Here is a 17,450-nt window from a genome sequence, read left to right as displayed (position 1 = left end):
AGTATAAGCTATTTTAAAGTCTTATTTCAACCTATTACCCTCTCTGAAAAGAAAAATTTTAAAAGTGAAGAAGCTGGAACAAAATGTTGTCCCAGCCTCTACCTTTAAGAGTTGCGTCTAATCTTTATCTTTCTTTAAACCCATTGTTTTAATAATTTCATCAGAGAGTGCCTTAACACCAGAGTATTCTAGATGAATACCATCAGGAGCAAAGTATTCAGTGTGGCCAGCTGATCTGCTGTACCAATCCACTAATTTCACATTTTTATGTTTATCCGCCGCTTCTTTCATCAATTCGTTTACATGTTTTTCATAAGAACGCGGCACACGTGTGTTGACCAGATAAACATCCGCTTTACCAAATGAATCGATAACAGAATCAAGTTGATTTTTATCGAAATCTCCATTGGTACCTAGTTCAATGATAACCTTGTCTCCTTTTTGATTATAATGTCCATATTGAGAATCAATCAGTGGTTTCGCTTGGTACATGTTTCTGCCAACTTTACCGTCAATCACTGAACGCGGAACACTTTCTTTAAAGTATTCACCGATATCTACCATTACGGAGTCACCAATTAAGAGTGGTTTTTCATTTTCATAAACCTCGGTATTCTCTTCAGGTTCCTTGCCTCCGCCGTTGCCTAAGAAGTCCATCTTGCCATATGGAATAGGTCGAACTACATATTTATCAATACTGTTTGTATCAAATTGTGTTGCCTTATCTCCGACCGTATCTTTTCCATATTTATCGAATAAACCAGCTAATATCAGGATAAATGGAATCAAGATGAGAAGGATGAGAATCCAACGTACCACCGCACCTTTTGTCCATTTTTGCACTGACAAGGCTTTGAAACCTTTTTTGCGGAAAGGCGTTTCTACATAACGATATGAGAACTCTGCCATTCCTACCGTCAAGAGCAAATCAATCAAATATACATATACTGGAATTTGTCCAGCTACAAAGTAACGATGCGTAAAGATAATCACTGGAAAATGCCATAGATATAAACTATACGAACGTTTGCCGAGATACACAAATATAGGATTACCCATAAATCTGGCTAAGAGCCCAGACGGATGTACGATACTGGCAATTAAAAATAATGTGATACCTGAAATCAAGTAGAATCCGCCGTTATAAATCCAATAGCTTTGATCATCTACATATATGAAGAGACAGATTAAAATCGCTAATGCAATGACCCCTACAATGTCTACGAGAGAACGCACCGCGAGCGGTGGATCTTTCTTCAAACGATTCGGCGGCCAGACAAAGGCTAAAATTACGCCTAATAATAAAGTTTGCAATCTTGTATCTGTACCGAAATATACACGTGAGAAATTCATTCCTGGATGTGTCAGAAGTACCATTGCAAGCAATGAAACTAAAGATATTACCCAAAAAATCAATGTAATCTGTTTTGGTTTTTTAACTTTGCGAAGCAATAAGATTAAAACCAACGGGAAAAACAGATAAAATTGTTCTTCTATCGCTAATGACCATAAATGTTTCATCGGTTCAAATGAGAATTGGTCAAAATAGTTGACGTCTTTAGCAATGTACCACCAGTTGGATACATAAAAGAGGGCCGCAAATGCATCTTGTTTTACTCTTATGATTTCGTCTCTCTGTAATATCAATGTGATAATGGTCACGATGCTGACCACAAATACCATAGCAGGTATCAAGCGTTTAATTCGTCTATACCAGAATTTTTTTAAATCAATTCTTCCATTCTTTTTATATTCAATCAACAAGAGACTTGTAATCAAATATCCAGAAATAACAAAGAATGTATCTACACCTAAGAAACCGCCTGCGAGCCATTGTTTATTTAAATGATAAATAATGATTCCTAGAACCGCAATTGCTCGTAACCCATCGAGGCCAGGCATGTAATTCATCTTCTTCGGCGAGTTGTTATTTCCTGAACTGCGCTTCAAATTGTTCATGCACTTACCTTTCTTTCCATTTTAAAATTTTCCGTTATTCAGTGCTATGTATTTTTATATGGAAAGCACTATTGCGTCATAATTACCAATTGTAATCTTAATGTAATACTCTTGCAATATCAAGTTATTATATATATTTTGATTTAATTCTCAATATTAGAAAAACCTGCACAATTAAAATGTGACAATTTTGTGAGTAACTGTTTCAAAAAACAAAAAGAGAAACGATATACATCTACGTAATGCTTTCTAGCAGCTTCGTTTTTATAATGTATCGTTTCTCTTTATTGACAACTTTATTTAATTATATATTAGCTGACACCTAACGCAATTTTTGCGTAACGTGACATCATGTCTTTATTCCATGGTGGATTCCATACGATATTCACTTCTGTATCTTGAATTTCAGGAATTTCTGCAAGCACCATTTTAATTTGTTCGATGATTTGCGGTCCAAGCGGACAACCCATTGAAGTTAAAGTCATTTCAACTTTGCATAAACCATCATCATCAAGGTCTACTTTATATATTAAACCCAAGTTTACGACATCAATGCCTAATTCAGGGTCAATTACATTCTCTAATGCGCCTAGAATATTATCTTTTAATGCTTCTTCCATTTCGCTCACCTCTCTAAGCAATAATTATTAATACAAATATATCAAATATCCGACAAAACTCCAATAAAATGCTATTATTAGAATACACTGAATTAGGTGTGACGTCATACTGCAGCGCTATTTTAATCTGCAATGTTTGTAACTGTAATATATTGGATAAAATATTAACCTGACGTATGACCTCAGGGACCAGGATAGAAATAATTATAATGACAATTATTTCATCACCCCTCTTAGACTTGAATTTAACGATTTTATAAAATTGAACACTATCCCTCAGCATTAAGGAGATAATTTTATGGAACCTTATTTAATTTGTTTAGATTTAGACGGAACATTATTGAACGATGAAAAAGAAATCTCACCTTACACTTTAAAAGTCTTAGAAAAACTTAAAGAACAAGGTCATTATATTATGATAGCCACAGGCAGACCTTTTCGTGCCAGCAAGCCTTATTATGAACAATTAGGCCTTGATACTCCTATAGTCAATTTCAACGGGGCATTTGTACATAATCCAACTGATTCAGATGCACCTGTCACACATGAAACGCTTGATCCGGATTTAGCCTCAAGTATTATTGAATCTCTGCAAAAAATGCAAGTTAAAAATATTATTGCCGAAGTAAAAGATCATGTTTACATCGATAATTTCGATCAACATTTATTCGATGGTTTTTCAATGGGCAACCCAAAAATTGAAACAGGTGATATTGTAAACCAATTGAAAGAACCGCCGACTTCAATTTTAGTCGAAGCAGATGAAGTGATGATTCCTCGCGTTAAACAAATGTTATCCCGCTTCTACGCTGAAAGTATTGAACATAGACGTTGGGGTGCGCCTTTTCCAGTTATTGAAATTGTAAAAAGAGGTATTAGTAAAGCACGTGGCATTGATAGTGTCAAAGACGAATTAGGTGTCGACCGCAATCATATCATTGCTTTCGGCGATGAAGATAATGACACGGAAATGATTAAATATGCTAAACATGGTGTCGCTATGGCAAATGGTTTAGACGAACTCAAGCATATTGCTAATGAAATTACTTATTCTAATAATCAAAACGGCATCGGAAGATATCTGAATGATTTCTTCAGCCTGAATATCCCATATAATGAAGAAACGAAAGTTTATTCCAGATAAATTACTTTTTAGATTAAACAAGGTTTGCTTGAGTACATATATAGATACGTACTCAAAGTCAATAACCTTGTCTTTTTCATATATAAACATAAATGGAGGTAAAAATTATGACGAAAGTAATTGTAATCGGAGGTGTCGCTGGCGGTGCTACATTTGCCAGCCAACTCAGACGTTTAGATTCTGAATGTGAAATCACTCTATTCGAAAAAGACCGTGATGTTACCTTTGCAAACTGCGGGCTCCCCTATTATCTCGGCAACATCATCGAGAAGCGCTCAGAACTGTTGCATTTTACTCCTGAACAATTTAAAGAAAAGAAAGATGTTACGGCTAAAGTATTTCACGAAGTCATTCATGTGGACCCTAATCATCAAACCGTAACCGTAAAAGATTTAAAAAATAATACTACTTTTACTGAGCATTACGATTATTTAGTGATGAGTCCAGGTTGTCGCGCTAATCGGCTGCCTTTAGACAGTGACATGATCTTTACTTTGCGTAATTTAGAAGATACAGATGCGATTGAATCTTATATTGAAGAAAATAATGTACAGAAGGCTCTTATTGTAGGAGCAGGATATATTTCCTTAGAAGTATTGGAGAACTTTTACAATAGAGGTATTCAAACCACTTTAATTCATCGTTCTGAAGCAATCAATAAATTGATGGACCAAGATATGAATCAAGTTGTCTTTGATACGATGGATGAACAAAATATTGACTACCGTCTGAATGAAGAAGTTGAATCTGTAGACGGTAAAACGGTTCATTTCAAATCAGGAAAGACGGAAGATTTTGATATCATTATTGAAGGCATCGGCATTAAGCCTAACACCGAGTTTCTAGAAGACGCTGGTATCGAGGAAGACGATGCCGGTTATATTCCAGTAAATGAGTTCTTCCAGACTAATTATCGAAATGTATATGCGATTGGTGATATTGCTTCTTATCGTTATCGCCACGTTGATTTACCTACTCATGTTCCTTTAGCTTGGGGTGCGCATCGTGCAGCCAGCATTGCAGCTGAGCATATTACTCAAACTCGTAATATTCCTTTTAAAGGCTTTTTAGCTGCCAATGTAGTAAAATTCTTTGATTATACCTTGGCGAGTGTCGGCGTTACTCCTGCAGACTTGAAACACTTTGATTACACTATGGTTGAATCCAAACAAATGAATCATGCGGGTTATTTCCCTGGTGCTGCACCGCTTCACTTACGTGTATATTTCGAAAAGAATACTAGAAAAATCATCCGAGCAGCTGCTGTAGGTAAAGCAGGAGCTGATAAACGCATTGACATTTTATCACTAGCTATGCAAAATGATATGACTGTAGATGAGCTAACTGAATTCGAAACTGCATATGCACCTCCATACAGTTCACCTAAAGACATTATTAATATGATCGGCTATAAAGCTCAAGAAAAATAACTGTTTAATATCTAATTGATATAAGAAACAAAATAATACGTTAACAATTGTTGGCATTATAATCTTTAATCCTATATATGTTATGATTGAACATGAAATATTGAAGAAATGAGGAAAACGTATGTTACACTTACACATTTTCAGCTGGGTAATCGGTATTATTTTATTTATCGTCTCTTATCTCAGTTTTACTCAATCCGGCGCACCAAAGAAAGCTTATAAACCATTGCATATGACTTTAAGATTATTCTTAGTATTAATCTTGTTCAGCGGTGTTTGGCAAGTGGTAGAAGAATTTGCTACCGCAACAGGAAGCATGCACATGTTATTAACTTTAAAAATGGTCTGTGGTGTCGGCGTTGTAGCACTTATGGAAGTCACATTAGTACGTAAACAACGTGGCGTGTCTCATAAAGGTTTATTCTGGGGGACTATCGCTCTAATTATCGTTACAATGGCAATAGGTATTATCTTACCTAATGGACCGATTTCAAGTATGTTCGGTATCGGAAAATAATATTTATAATAAACTCTGGAGCAGGGAATAAATTTATCCTCGCTCCAGAGTTTTTCTCTTTAAAAAGACAAGAACTGGAACAATTTAATGTCCCAGCTCCAATCCTAATATCTAACTATTCTTCTTCTTTTGCAATAAAGTTTGTAAGTGTTCCAATATTATCGATCGTTACTTTGACTTCATCACCAGGTTGCAAGTATTGCGGAGGATTCATGCCTGCTCCTACTCCTGCTGGTGTACCTGTTGCAATAATATCACCTGGATGTAATGCAACATATTTAGAAATCTCAGCAATTAACTCATCAATCTTAAGAATCATTTGACTCGTATTGCCATCTTGACGAATATCATTATTTACTTTAGTGACGATATTAACATCTTCTGGTGTAGGCAATTCATCTTTAGTAACGATATATGGTCCCATTGGGCAGCCGCCAGTTAAACTTTTAGACAGAAATGCCTGATCTTGTTGGCGTTGGGCTGTACGGTCAGTAATATCATTAATAATTGTATAACCATATACATAGTCTAAAGCCAAGCCTGTCGGAATTTTCTCTCCTGCTTTACCAATCACAACTCCTAGTTCACCTTCATAATCCAATGTGTCTGTAATATCTTTATGGTTAGGAATTGTAGATTCATCACCTGTTAAAGATGATGCAGCTTTAGTAAATACATATAATCTTTCTACGCTATGATTTAATTCATCTGCATGTTTTTTATAATTACGGCCGAAAGCAATGACATTATTCGGTGGTGTGACAGGAGGTAAGAATTCAATATCAGAAAATTGAACTTTATAATCCTCTGAGTTAGGACTATCTGTAGCCGCTACCACTGCTTTACGTACCTGTTCTTGGAAATCTAAAGTATGGTTTTGTTCTAAACCTTCTAATAAAGTCTTAGGATGAAAATCACCTTCGCCAAAATCAGCAAAAACTTTTCTTAAATCCCAAGCTGCTTCTTCACGTTTTACCTTTACTCCATATGATGTTTCATCATTGTGTTTGAATGATAGGAATTTCATTCAGTATCAGCTCCTCATCTCAATCTTAATACTAATTATAACTATATTTTCAGAAAAATAACAAATATTTGTTAAGCGCTGTACCTTTTAGATTAAGTTTGTATGAAGGAACAGCGCTCACTATTTAATTTTAATCCCTTACTTATTTCTTTACCCTTAGAATAAAGTGTTAATGCTCATGCTTTTCATCTAAAGATAATGTACCGAATTTGAAGAAGTATAAGAAACCTTTGACTTCTCTTTGCAAAATAGTTTCTAAAGCTGATTGATAATAATACATTTGCACTTCATAACGTGCTTTCAATTGCTCGCCAAGTTCTTCGTCAGAAATGCCTCGTCGTCTGTTGAATGCATCCGTTTTATAATCGACAAAGAAATATTCTCCATCTTTACGATAAATCAAGTCAATCATCCCTTGTATAATAGAAACATCTTCATCATTGCTCATCTGATGATCTACTTTAGCCTGATTGACTACAAATGGCATTTCTCGCATAATCTGGTCACTTTGAGCGATGTCCATATACAAATCACTCTCGATAAAGTCCATTACTTCATCTACACGAATATCTGGCTTAGCATCGTCTTCTATGATGTTCTTTTCAATCAATTCATCAATATATTCATCTAATTCTGCGCTTGTCATTCTTTCCTTTTTAAAAGGAAGATGCTGCATCACTGTATGCATAAGCGTTCCTATTTCATTTGCTTTACGTTTCTTATGCTGTCTCATAAATTTTGGCCGTTCGTACGTTGAAGCACCGAGTTGATATTGACGGACACGTTCATAACTGGTACCTGTTTCTTCAGTATCTAATTGTCGTTTTAATTCAGAAACAGACTGTTTTGTCGGTTTAACAATATCAGCTGGATATGGGTATTGATAATCTAATTGTTCTGCAATCATTTGTTGACGTTTTGGCTGAGTGGCTTGATAATTCACTATATCATTTACAGTACGGAAATCTTCATTTTCCTTATGCTGTATTTCCTGGGAAATTTCACTATACTCATCGATATGAATTTCTGCATACGGATGAATCGAATCGTCCAATTCATCAATATTGCGTTCAAATTTCAAATCACGTGTTAAATTATGCGCCTGATATTTAGCCAAAATCGCATAGATGAGTTGCAACGGATTTTTAACTTCTAAGCGGTAACTCATCGGCAACATGTTGTTTGAAATGGCAGTATTTAACATCTTGTCCAATTCTTTCTCTGCTTTGACGCGTCCTACTAAAAACAATTGCTCTTTAGCACGGGTCAAGGCAACATACATTAAACGCATTTCTTCAGATATCATTTCCTTTTCCGTTATAGCTTTTAATGTTACTGAAGCTAACGAAGGATATGCTGCATCTTTCTCAACATCAAAATACGTCATTCCCATTCCGTATTTCTGATTTAATATAACTGGTTGATACAAATCGCTGCGATTAAATTGTTTGCTCAAACCTGAATAAATCACAAATGGAAATTCTAAACCCTTACTCGCATGAACTGTCATCATGCGGACTACGTCATCATTTGGCCCTACTACATTCTCTTCACCAAAGTCTTTTCCGCGATCAATAAGTTCATCGATAAAGCGAATAAATTGGAATAAGCCGCGGAAGCTGGAATTTTCAAATTCCACAGCTTTATTGTATAGACCGTACAAGTTGGCACGACGGCCTTTGCCACCAATCATGCCGCTGAAATATTGGATGACAAAGCGGTCGTTGTAAAAACGGTCAATCAATTGATAGACCGGATGCTCTAGACTGAAATCTTGATAAAACTTCAAATCTTTAAGAAAGGCTTGCAGTTTATCAACTAAGCCTGAATCTGATTCTTCATTTTTTAAATAATGCTGAATCGATTGATAGAAATAATCGTCATTTGGACTGCATACTCTGATTTGAGCTAATTCATCCTCTGTGAATTGATAAATCACTGAGCGCATGAGTCCGACAAGATAAATGTCTTGAAGCGGATTATCTACTGTTCTTAAAAAGGATAAGACTAAGCGAACTTCTGTCTGTTCAAAATAACCTGCCTTACTATTAACGTGGAAAGGAATATCTCTGTTTTTAAAAGCTTGCTGCAATTCTCTAGAACGATTATAGCCCCGCTCTAAAATGACAATATCTTTGTAAGAAGGCTTTCGGTAGTTGCCGGTAGACATATCATAAACCTCTCGATGATTCATAATATCTTCTACTTGATTTACGATATATTCCGCTTCTTGTTCTGTCCCAGTCAACTCAGACTCTTTATCTTCGACCATTACATTTAAATTTAGAGGGTGCGGTTTCTTATCAAATGGTGCTCCATAGTAGAGTTGTGCCGCTTCATCATAAATAATTTCCCCTACTGATTCATCCATCATGTGTTTAAACAAATAATTAGTAGTAGAGAGTACTTCTGGACGCGAACGGAAATTTTGGGATAAATCAATGCGCATACCTGTTGTGCCATCTTGAGAGAAGCGCGTATATTTCTCAATAAAGAGACTCGGATCGGCTTGTCTGAATTTATAAATAGACTGCTTCACATCACCTACCATGAATAAATTGCCGTTTGTTTCATCGCCACGTTTGATACAGCTTAAAATCTGTTCTTGTACGCGGTTCGTATCTTGATATTCATCCACTAGTATTTCATCAAAGCTTTGACGATAATGTTTAGCAAGCTCTGTCGGAGTCCCATCCTCACGCATTAAAATTTTCAGCGCAAAATGTTCATAGTCAGAGAAATCTAAGATATTTCGGCTTCTTTTCTTTTTGGAAAAGGTATCGATGACATCTTGAGCAATGCGTGACAGTATTTCTACACGCGGCGCTAATTTTTCCATATCAGCTTTCAAATCTTCAGCCGAGCGTGAAAAGTAGTCTTGTTGTACCTTTTCTACTGCACCTTTATAGTCATCATAATAAGCCTTGGCACTCTCTAATGCTTCTAGGTTTCCATCATTGGCTTCTTTAATTTTCTTAGTTGCACTTGGAAAGCGCGCTACAAATCCATGCTTACTTATTAATTCTGTATTCAATAGACCGCCTTCCATTGCGCGTGCTATGAAAGCGCGTTCTTCTTCTACTACTTCTAATTGTTTATCAACACCTGCTAGCTCACTGTACAAATCATAGCTCTTATTGATATTTTCTAAGGCGGTATGCATAAACACTTTCGCTAAATCCATAAGTAATTCTAAAAATTCCTCTTGTGCTTGTTCATCTATATATGGATTGACTAATGAAGCAAGCCACTGTTTAGGCTGAGGATTCGCTACTGCAAAATAATAGACCCTCTTAATAATTTGGCGCAGCTTATCATCGCTTCTATCAGATGAGAGCTGCTCAGATAAATCAATGAATGATTCATTTAATTCAGCATAATACGCTTCTAATACTTCATCGATAGTTTGCTCTAGCAATAGAATATTTTCTGCTTCACTGCTCGTTCTGAAATTAGGATCAATATCTAATACGTCATAATGTTGTTGAATGAGCTTCAAACAAAAACTATGCAAAGTAGAAATTTGCGCTTGATGAATTTTCACCCTTTGGTTCTTCAAATGAGTGTTACTAGGGTCATCTATTGAAGCCTTTTGAATACGTTTCTCCACACGATGCTTCATTTCTCTGGCACTTAAATTGGTAAACGTCACTACGAGCAAACGGTCGACATCGATTTCATCTTGAAGGATACGTTGAATGATACGTTCAACCAGAACCGCTGTTTTACCTGATCCTGCAGCAGCCGCTACTAAGGTATCTTGGCCTTTCGCATAAATACTTTTCCATTGATCATCTGTCCAAATTACGTCATTCGGTTTTTCAGGTATCATTCAGTTTCCTCCTCTTCGTCTGATGTTTGATTTAATAAATCAATCGGATTAATACTTTCATCTACTGTTCTATATTTCTTACTATCTATCATCCCATCAACATGACACACAGAACGATAATTACAAAATTCGCAAGGTAGCTTCTGTTTATATTTCATGGGTGCCACTTCAGTGTGTCCATCCATAATATCCGAAGCAATCTGCACGAAGTTATTTTTATTATGTTCAATAAATTTATAAATGGTTTTCGAATCTGCAACTTTACTGCTCTTATTCAAATTACCTTTTGCGCCTACGTCTATTGGGACAATGTCTGACTTGAATTTAGGTTCTAATCTGGTATCTTCAGCATCAACGACTTCAGGATCGCTATTGATTAATCCATTTAATCTGAAGGATTTCAACAATTCTTCTTGTCTTTTTACTTCATCCATCTCAGCCCAATTGGCAAAATTAACCCGCGGTTCGTGCACATGGAAATATAATAAGCCTCCTGGTTCTGTAGATTCTGCTAAATTTAAGCGTGCTTTATTTTGCAGTACCACATCCATATAGGTCATCATCTGCATTTGCAGTCCGTAGTAGACTTTCGTTAAATCTAAAGTTCCGCTGTATTCTGATGATTTGTAGTCAATTATATTCACAAAACTGCGGTCTTGATTGGTATACGTATCAATACGATCAATTTGGCCACGGATATTTATCGGTATACCTTGAGAGGTATATAGTGATTCTGCTGCGAGCTGCTCATTAGAGTTAGGATTTTTTCTAAAAGATTTTTCAAAAGCTTGAGGTTTGAATTTAGAAAAAGTACCTTGATATTTTAATGCTGTTAAAGTCGATTGCACGATTGCCCCGATACGTACTGACATATAACGATAATATGCTGAAGAGTTCAACAAGTTGTATTGAACTTCAGGCAAGATATTTTCTAGAGCTTCTTGTGTCAATTGGCGGATAGAAGCATCTGTGAGATTGCGGAAATCGCCGTGGATTCTATCAGCAATATATTTCAATACCGAGTGGAAGATATCTCCTAAATCAAAGTTCTCTAATTTATATTTTGTACGCTCATTTAGACGTAACCCATGAGAAGTATAGTGCTTGAATGGACACTGCTGATAACCTTCAAATCGCGAGACGCTGGCATTGATTTTATCTCCATATAAAGCTTTCGATAAAGAGGTATCTAATTGTACTGTTTTGTTATCGAAAGTTAAGGCAGATGTCAAATATTGCAATCCTTTATTCAAGCGCTCATTATACAGCATTGCTTGATAAGCTTCTAACCAAGTCTCAGCAGTTAATTCATGATTCAGCCACCCTTGCAATTCTTCGAACAACAGAATTTTGGTTTGATGCGGATGTTCCATTACTCTCAACGGATTATATTGCGCGGCATATTGTACATTTAATACATCCAAATTAGTGTACAGGTCTCGAATATTATTAATAAACGGACTGACCTCTTTTTCATCATTGCTGAGACCCATTAAACTATAAGAAAAAGTAACATCAGTCGTTGCTCTTGTCATTGCAATATAACACACGAATGCTTCGTCCATTTGTAAAACGTCAGCAGTCGGGCTCAACTCAAGTTGCGTCTCTTCTTGGAAGTATTTTTTCTCATCGTCACTGATTAATCTAGAATTAGAAATTGTTTGAGGCATTACCCCATCATTCATACCTAACATATAAATTTGCTTTTTATTATCTACTTTAGCCAAGTCCATACTGCCGATACTTACTTGATCTAGGGTTTGAGGAATCATCACAAATTCTAATTGCTCTAAACCTACATCAAAGAGTTCAAGGAAACGCTTCTGTGTCATTTCTCTATCGCCGAAGACAGTAGCTAAGTCATCCAATGTTTGAATAAAGCCATTCCATACTTGGTCCAATTCTTCAGCTTGTTCATGTTCCCCAGCTAAATCTAATTCATCTCGCTCTGTCATTAATTGACTCGGCAAATTGAATTCTTCAAATACTTCATAGAAAGCAGCTGCGTACTCCTCTGCAGTTTCCGCTTCACTCAACGCTTTTTCAAAACGCAAGATTTTATCTATCACAAAGTTCTTCATATCTATAACGCGTTGATAGACTTGTTGTGTTTCCTCTGTCATAGGTTGACGCTTCAGACCCATTTGATTAAACTGCTCAAGTTTAAAGTACTTATCGTCTAACCAGCGTTGACCATAAATACCACGTTCTAATACATAGTTTTCTAAGATGTCGATAAGATAACGACTATCTTTAAATTCTTTCGTCAGCACTTGAGTCTTAAACAAACGCATTAAGGGTTCGAAACTCCATTTTGTTTCAATCACTTCTAATAATGAACGGATCATCTCCATTACCGGATGATGCGTCATCGATTTCTTGGTATCAACATTAAAGGGAATTTCAAATTCCGGAAAGACACTTTCCATTAAATGCGCATAAGTGTCATCACGATAGAGAATCGCTACATCTTGATAACGTATATTTTCCTCACGTGCTTTACGCAGAATCTCCCGTGCTACCGCATTTACTTCTTCGCGAACATTTGAAGCCTCGAGAATATTAATATGCCCTTCTACCTTCGCTTTCTCAAAAAAGAGTTCATTGAAAGTACTTTCTAAATGAGATAAATCTCGATTTTCAAAGCGTTCTTGACTTGTAAAACGACGTAAGTTGAAAGGAATTTGTTGTCGTTGCGCAATTTCTTCAATATGTGACAGTGTCGCTGAAGTTTTTCTGAAAAGACTGAACGGATCTTTATCTCCATCTGTAGTAAGCAGCACACTGACAGACTTAGCGCATTGCGATAGTTTTTCTATAATTTGATATTCAAGCGTCGAAAAGTTATGGAAACCATCGATATAAATCTCTGACTTTTTCAGCCATGCTGATTCATCCATCTTCTCAATAAATTTATAAAGTGTGTCTTCAGAAGAAACGAAATTATCAGCCAAACGCTCTTCCAAATAATGATAAACAAGTGCAATATCATGTAATTTATCTTGTGTTCTTGTTTGCAGTTGATCTTCAGCAATAAACTGTTCGAGTTGTGCGGGAGAAACAGCATACTTTTTAAAATCTTGAATTTGTTCGCTTAATTTAGCACTAAATCCATAGTATTTAGTTTGAGATTGGTATAAATTCAATTCAGAACGGTGTGATTGCAAGATATCAAAGACCATCATTTCTAAAGCGCCTTTAGAAGCATAGTCTTCTGTCAAACCGCCTATTTCTTGAAATATTCTATGACTTAAGCGTTCAAAGTGTAAAACCTCAGTACGCATACTGCCATTAAGGTCTGGATCTTTCACGAAATCTTGTTCTAATTGGAAGGTGCTTTGCGTTGGTGCAATAATAATAATCGGATCTCCAAGCGGATCTTCTTTCATTTTAGTTTTAATTTCATCTAACATAGCATGAGACTTACCAGTTCCTGCTCGCCCTATATATGCATTTAATTCACTCACGTTTTCCTCCCCCTTTGTCCATATTGTAGCACATATGTTCTCATTCTTAATCACAAAAATTTCTAATCTTATACGAAAAAAGCTGACACTATATTAAACGTCATAGCATCAGCAATTTCTTTTATTCAATTTAAATGTGAGTCTTAGAGTCAGCACTCATTTTAATATTTTGTGTCAGGATTAAAGTTTGCTTTGAAAGCTGTAAACGGCCAATAACGTAAGCTGACTTTACCGACAACTTGATCCTCGTCAATAAGACCGAATGAACGACTGTCTTTACTTACTTCACGGTTATCTCCTAATACTAATAATTTATTTTTAGGAATTGTATTTGATCCATTTGAGTTAGGTAAGTTTTTCACCTTGAAGCTACCTGTAATTTCGTCGTAGCTTTTATGTTTTTCATTATAATCTAAGTACGGTTCTTTAACTTTCTTACCGTTTACATACAATTGGTCATGTTTATATTCAACACTGTCACCAGGCATACCGATAACACGTTTCACATAATCACTATCTTTATTAGCATGGAACACGATGACATTACCTTTTTCCAAGCCGCCTGTTTTAAAGCCAATCATATTAACGATTACTTTTTCTCCATCTTTTAAAGTCGGATACATTGAATCACCGCGAACTGTATAAGATTTCGCAATAAAATTAGTTATTACTAAAACTAATACTAAAGCAATCGCTATAGCAATTATCCATTCTTTTATTTCCTTCTTCACTATAAGACACCTCAATTATTCGTTGAATGAAATCCCAAACTTCTTCCAAGGATAATATCGCAAAACTACATTTCCTACAATATCTTTTTGTTGAATTGTTCCGAATGTCCGAGAATCATTTGAATCAGCACGATTATCGTTAAGAATAAAATACTGTTTCGGCGGAACAATATCTCCTTCAGAGTGTTTGACATTTCGCAATGCTAAATTTTTAATTTGTGCTTGCACACGATAATTCTCTTTAACCATTTGATCATCACGATAAAGTCGACTGTCTTTAAATTCAACAGATTGTCCTGGCAATCCAATTACTCTTCCAAAATAGGTGTTGCCCTTTTGTTTGTACATCACGATGTCGCCATTATGTATGCGATTGAAAGTGTTCTGTACTTTACTTATTAAAATGCGGTCTCCTTGCTTTAACGCAGGCGACATTTCATTATTTGGAACAACAGCACCGATAATCAGAAAAGCTTGAATCAACATTACAATAATAATCGCAATTATCAATGAAAGCAAATATTTTACAATTTTACGCACGTTCTACTCCCTCTATTTTATAAAGCGTTTTTCTAAACGGCGGCTCAAATACCATAAGCCCGCAAGGATAATAATCATAATACCGACACGTATTGGGCTAGATAAAATACTATGCATATCTCTGCCTAACACACCTGTTAAAGCCATTGCAACCAAGTTAGAAACAGCAAGCACTAAAAAGAAGGTGCGTACTTTCATTTTAGATAGCCCTGCTACTACATTCATCAAGGCACTTGGCGTAAATGGGAAACATAACATAATAAAGATAGGCGTGACACCTTGCTTATTCACGAAATTCAAAAATTTACGCACGTCTTTTCTACTTTTTACTTTATCCATTACAGCAGTATTGGCAAAGGCTCTAACAATTAAAAAGACTACAAAGCTCCCTAAAAATGTTCCTAACCAAGAAATGATAATCCCTAGGAACAAACCAAAGGTATCCACATTGACAAAAACAAATACAAATAATGGAAGGACTGGAACAAATGATTCAATAAAGGGAAGTAAAAACCCTAATAAATATCCAAAGTCTCCCATTGAATGCATCCAACTTTCAACTTGATGTGCTGACATATATCCACCCATCTCTCTATGTAATACAATTAATACTATTATAGATGGAAACGGTGTATTTTGAAACCGAAAAAGAATAACTTATTCATTTGCTGTGCACGCTTTTTTACTTTTAAAACAATTAAGCTGTTCTAAGTATAAAAAAATTCCTTACAACTGAAATCAGTCTACAGTTGTAAGGAATTGTATATTTTTATAGAAATTACAAGCGATCTTCTAATTCTTGTTTTTTATCTTCGTAACCTGGTTTACCAAGTAAAGCAAACATGTTTTGTTTATATGCTTCTACACCTGGTTGGTTAAATGGATTAACGCCTAACTGATAGCCACTCATCGCACAAGCTAATTCAAAGAAGTATACTAAGTATCCGAATGTTTCTGGGTCGATACGCGGAATTTTGACTACCATGTTTGGTACTTCACCATCAGTATGTGCTAATAATGTACCTTGGAAAGCTTTAGTATTAACTTCATCAATTGTTTTACCAGCTAGATAGTTTAAACCATCTAAATCATCTGGGTCTTTTTCAATTGTAATATTGTATTTCGGTTCTTCAACTTTAACCACTGTTTCGAACAAGAAACGACGTCCTTCTTGAACATATTGACCTAATGAGTGCAAGTCAGTTGTATAGTTGGCACTTGATGGGTAAATGCCTTTAAAGTCTTTACCTTCTGATTCACCGTATAATTGTTTCCACCATTCATTGAAATATTGCAATGAAGGTTCATAGTTGATTAACATTTCTGTTGTATAACCTTTAGCATACAAGATATTACGTAATGTAGCATATTGGTAAGCGATATTATCTTCAAGTTTATCAGATGATAATTCTTCACGTGCTTTAGCTGCACCGTTCATCATAGCTTCAATATCGATACCTGCTGCTGCAATCGGCAATAAACCTACTGCAGTTAATACAGAATAACGTCCGCCTACATCATCTGGAACTACGAACGTTTCATAACCTTCATTAGTTGCAAGTTGTTTTAACGCACCTTTTTCTTTGTCAGTAGTAGCAAAAATACGTTGTTTCACTGCTTCTTTACCATATTTTTCTTCTAATAGTTGTTTAAAGAGTCTGAATGCAACTGCTGGTTCTGTAGTAGTACCTGATTTAGAAATGACATTGACTGAATAATCTTTGCCATCTAAATATTGAATCAAGTCATGTAAATAAGTTGATGATAAGTGGTTGCCTGCAAAGACGATTTCAGGATATTCGTCGCTATTTCTGAAAGCAGAACTTAACATTTCAATTGCAGCGCGCGCGCCAAGGTAAGAACCACCGATACCTACTACTACTAATACATCAGAGTGTTCTTTAATACGTTTCGCTGCTTCTAAGATACGTGAAAATTCTTCTTTATCGTAATCAACAGGTAAGTCTAACCAACCTAAGAAGTCACTGCCTGCACCAGTGCCTTCATGAATAATACGGTGGATTGTTTTAACGATTTCTTGTTGTTGAGTTAATTCGTGTTCGCCAACAAATTTTAAAGCTTTGTTATAGTCTAGCTCAATATGTGTCATATGAACTGCCTCCTGCTCTTTTATTTCAACCATAGTTTACTAAATTTCTGACAATGCTTTCAATAAAATTGTT

Annotated in this window: 12 protein-coding genes; 3 read left to right on the top strand and 9 right to left on the bottom strand. The window is 35.7% G+C overall.

The annotated features are described in order from the left end of the window. Positions 1-117: 117 nt before the first annotated feature. Positions 118-1,959: an acyltransferase family protein gene (locus tag CNQ82_RS04650; RefSeq protein WP_123144296.1), complete on the bottom strand. Its 1,842-nt coding sequence runs from the start codon at positions 1,957-1,959 to the stop codon at positions 118-120. 311 nt (positions 1,960-2,270) lie between these two features. Next, positions 2,271-2,579 carry a metal-sulfur cluster assembly factor gene (locus CNQ82_RS04645; RefSeq protein ID WP_095106270.1) on the bottom strand — a complete coding sequence of 103 codons (309 nt, stop codon included), beginning with the start codon at positions 2,577-2,579 and terminating at the stop codon, positions 2,271-2,273. Positions 2,580-2,877: 298 nt separating this feature from the next. Between CNQ82_RS04645 and CNQ82_RS04640 the strand changes: the two genes are divergently transcribed. From CNQ82_RS04640 to CNQ82_RS04630, 3 genes are all read left to right on the top strand, one after another. After that, positions 2,878-3,723: a Cof-type HAD-IIB family hydrolase gene (locus CNQ82_RS04640; protein WP_123144295.1), complete on the top strand. Its 846-nt coding sequence runs from the start codon at positions 2,878-2,880 to the stop codon at positions 3,721-3,723. Between the two features lie 107 nt (positions 3,724-3,830). After that, positions 3,831-5,153, top strand: coding sequence for a CoA-disulfide reductase (locus CNQ82_RS04635; protein ID WP_123144294.1), 1,323 nt, complete (start codon positions 3,831-3,833; stop codon positions 5,151-5,153). A 121-nt stretch (positions 5,154-5,274) separates the two neighbouring features. Beyond that, entirely contained in the window at positions 5,275-5,670 is a 396-nt protein-coding gene (locus CNQ82_RS04630; RefSeq protein ID WP_123144293.1) for a YisL family protein, read from the top strand. Between the two features lie 115 nt (positions 5,671-5,785). Here the strand turns inward: CNQ82_RS04630 and CNQ82_RS04625 are convergent, their stop codons facing one another. From CNQ82_RS04625 to CNQ82_RS04595, 7 genes are all read right to left on the bottom strand, one after another. Beyond that, a complete protein-coding gene (locus CNQ82_RS04625) occupies positions 5,786-6,697 on the bottom strand; it encodes a fumarylacetoacetate hydrolase family protein (protein ID WP_123144292.1) in 912 nt (303 codons plus the stop codon). A 169-nt stretch (positions 6,698-6,866) separates the two neighbouring features. After that, complete coding sequence (gene addA / locus CNQ82_RS04620) at positions 6,867-10,529, bottom strand: helicase-exonuclease AddAB subunit AddA (RefSeq protein WP_123144291.1); 3,663 nt, start codon at positions 10,527-10,529, stop codon at positions 6,867-6,869. Further along, positions 10,526-13,996 (bottom strand): helicase-exonuclease AddAB subunit AddB, encoded by a 3,471-nt coding sequence (gene addB, locus CNQ82_RS04615; RefSeq protein WP_123144290.1) that lies wholly within the window; start codon positions 13,994-13,996, stop codon positions 10,526-10,528. The genes addA and addB overlap by 4 nt, the downstream gene beginning before the upstream one ends. A 161-nt stretch (positions 13,997-14,157) precedes the next feature. Then, the gene (gene lepB / locus CNQ82_RS04610; protein WP_123144289.1) at positions 14,158-14,727 is read right to left on the bottom strand and encodes a signal peptidase I; all 570 of its coding nucleotides are present in this window, start codon (positions 14,725-14,727) and stop codon (positions 14,158-14,160) included. Between the two features lie 15 nt (positions 14,728-14,742). Then, positions 14,743-15,267 carry a signal peptidase I gene (gene lepB / locus CNQ82_RS04605; protein WP_123144288.1) on the bottom strand — a complete coding sequence of 175 codons (525 nt, stop codon included), beginning with the start codon at positions 15,265-15,267 and terminating at the stop codon, positions 14,743-14,745. Positions 15,268-15,279: 12 nt separating this feature from the next. Beyond that, a complete protein-coding gene (locus tag CNQ82_RS04600) occupies positions 15,280-15,843 on the bottom strand; it encodes a TVP38/TMEM64 family protein (RefSeq protein WP_123144287.1) in 564 nt (187 codons plus the stop codon). Between the two features lie 202 nt (positions 15,844-16,045). After that, positions 16,046-17,377 carry a glucose-6-phosphate isomerase gene (locus CNQ82_RS04595; RefSeq protein ID WP_123144286.1) on the bottom strand — a complete coding sequence of 444 codons (1,332 nt, stop codon included), beginning with the start codon at positions 17,375-17,377 and terminating at the stop codon, positions 16,046-16,048. Between the last annotated feature and the right edge of the window lie 73 nt (positions 17,378-17,450).

This window comes from Staphylococcus debuckii, from assembly GCF_003718735.1.
In the GTDB taxonomy this organism is placed as follows: Bacteria; Bacillota; Bacilli; order Staphylococcales; family Staphylococcaceae; genus Staphylococcus; species Staphylococcus debuckii.
This window is presented reverse-complemented; position numbering and strand designations above follow the sequence as displayed.

Coding starts and splice junctions, on each gene's coding strand:
- CNQ82_RS04650 (WP_123144296.1), bottom strand. CDS start 1,959: ATGAACAATTTGAAGCGCAGTTCAGGAAATAACAACTCGCCGAAGAAG.
- CNQ82_RS04645 (WP_095106270.1), bottom strand. CDS start 2,579: ATGGAAGAAGCATTAAAAGATAATATTCTAGGCGCATTAGAGAATGTA.
- CNQ82_RS04640 (WP_123144295.1), top strand. CDS start 2,878: ATGGAACCTTATTTAATTTGTTTAGATTTAGACGGAACATTATTGAAC.
- CNQ82_RS04635 (WP_123144294.1), top strand. CDS start 3,831: ATGACGAAAGTAATTGTAATCGGAGGTGTCGCTGGCGGTGCTACATTT.
- CNQ82_RS04630 (WP_123144293.1), top strand. CDS start 5,275: ATGTTACACTTACACATTTTCAGCTGGGTAATCGGTATTATTTTATTT.
- CNQ82_RS04625 (WP_123144292.1), bottom strand. CDS start 6,697: ATGAAATTCCTATCATTCAAACACAATGATGAAACATCATATGGAGTA.
- addA (WP_123144291.1), bottom strand. CDS start 10,529: ATGATACCTGAAAAACCGAATGACGTAATTTGGACAGATGATCAATGG.
- CNQ82_RS04600 (WP_123144287.1), bottom strand. CDS start 15,843: ATGTCAGCACATCAAGTTGAAAGTTGGATGCATTCAATGGGAGACTTT.
- CNQ82_RS04595 (WP_123144286.1), bottom strand. CDS start 17,377: ATGACACATATTGAGCTAGACTATAACAAAGCTTTAAAATTTGTTGGC.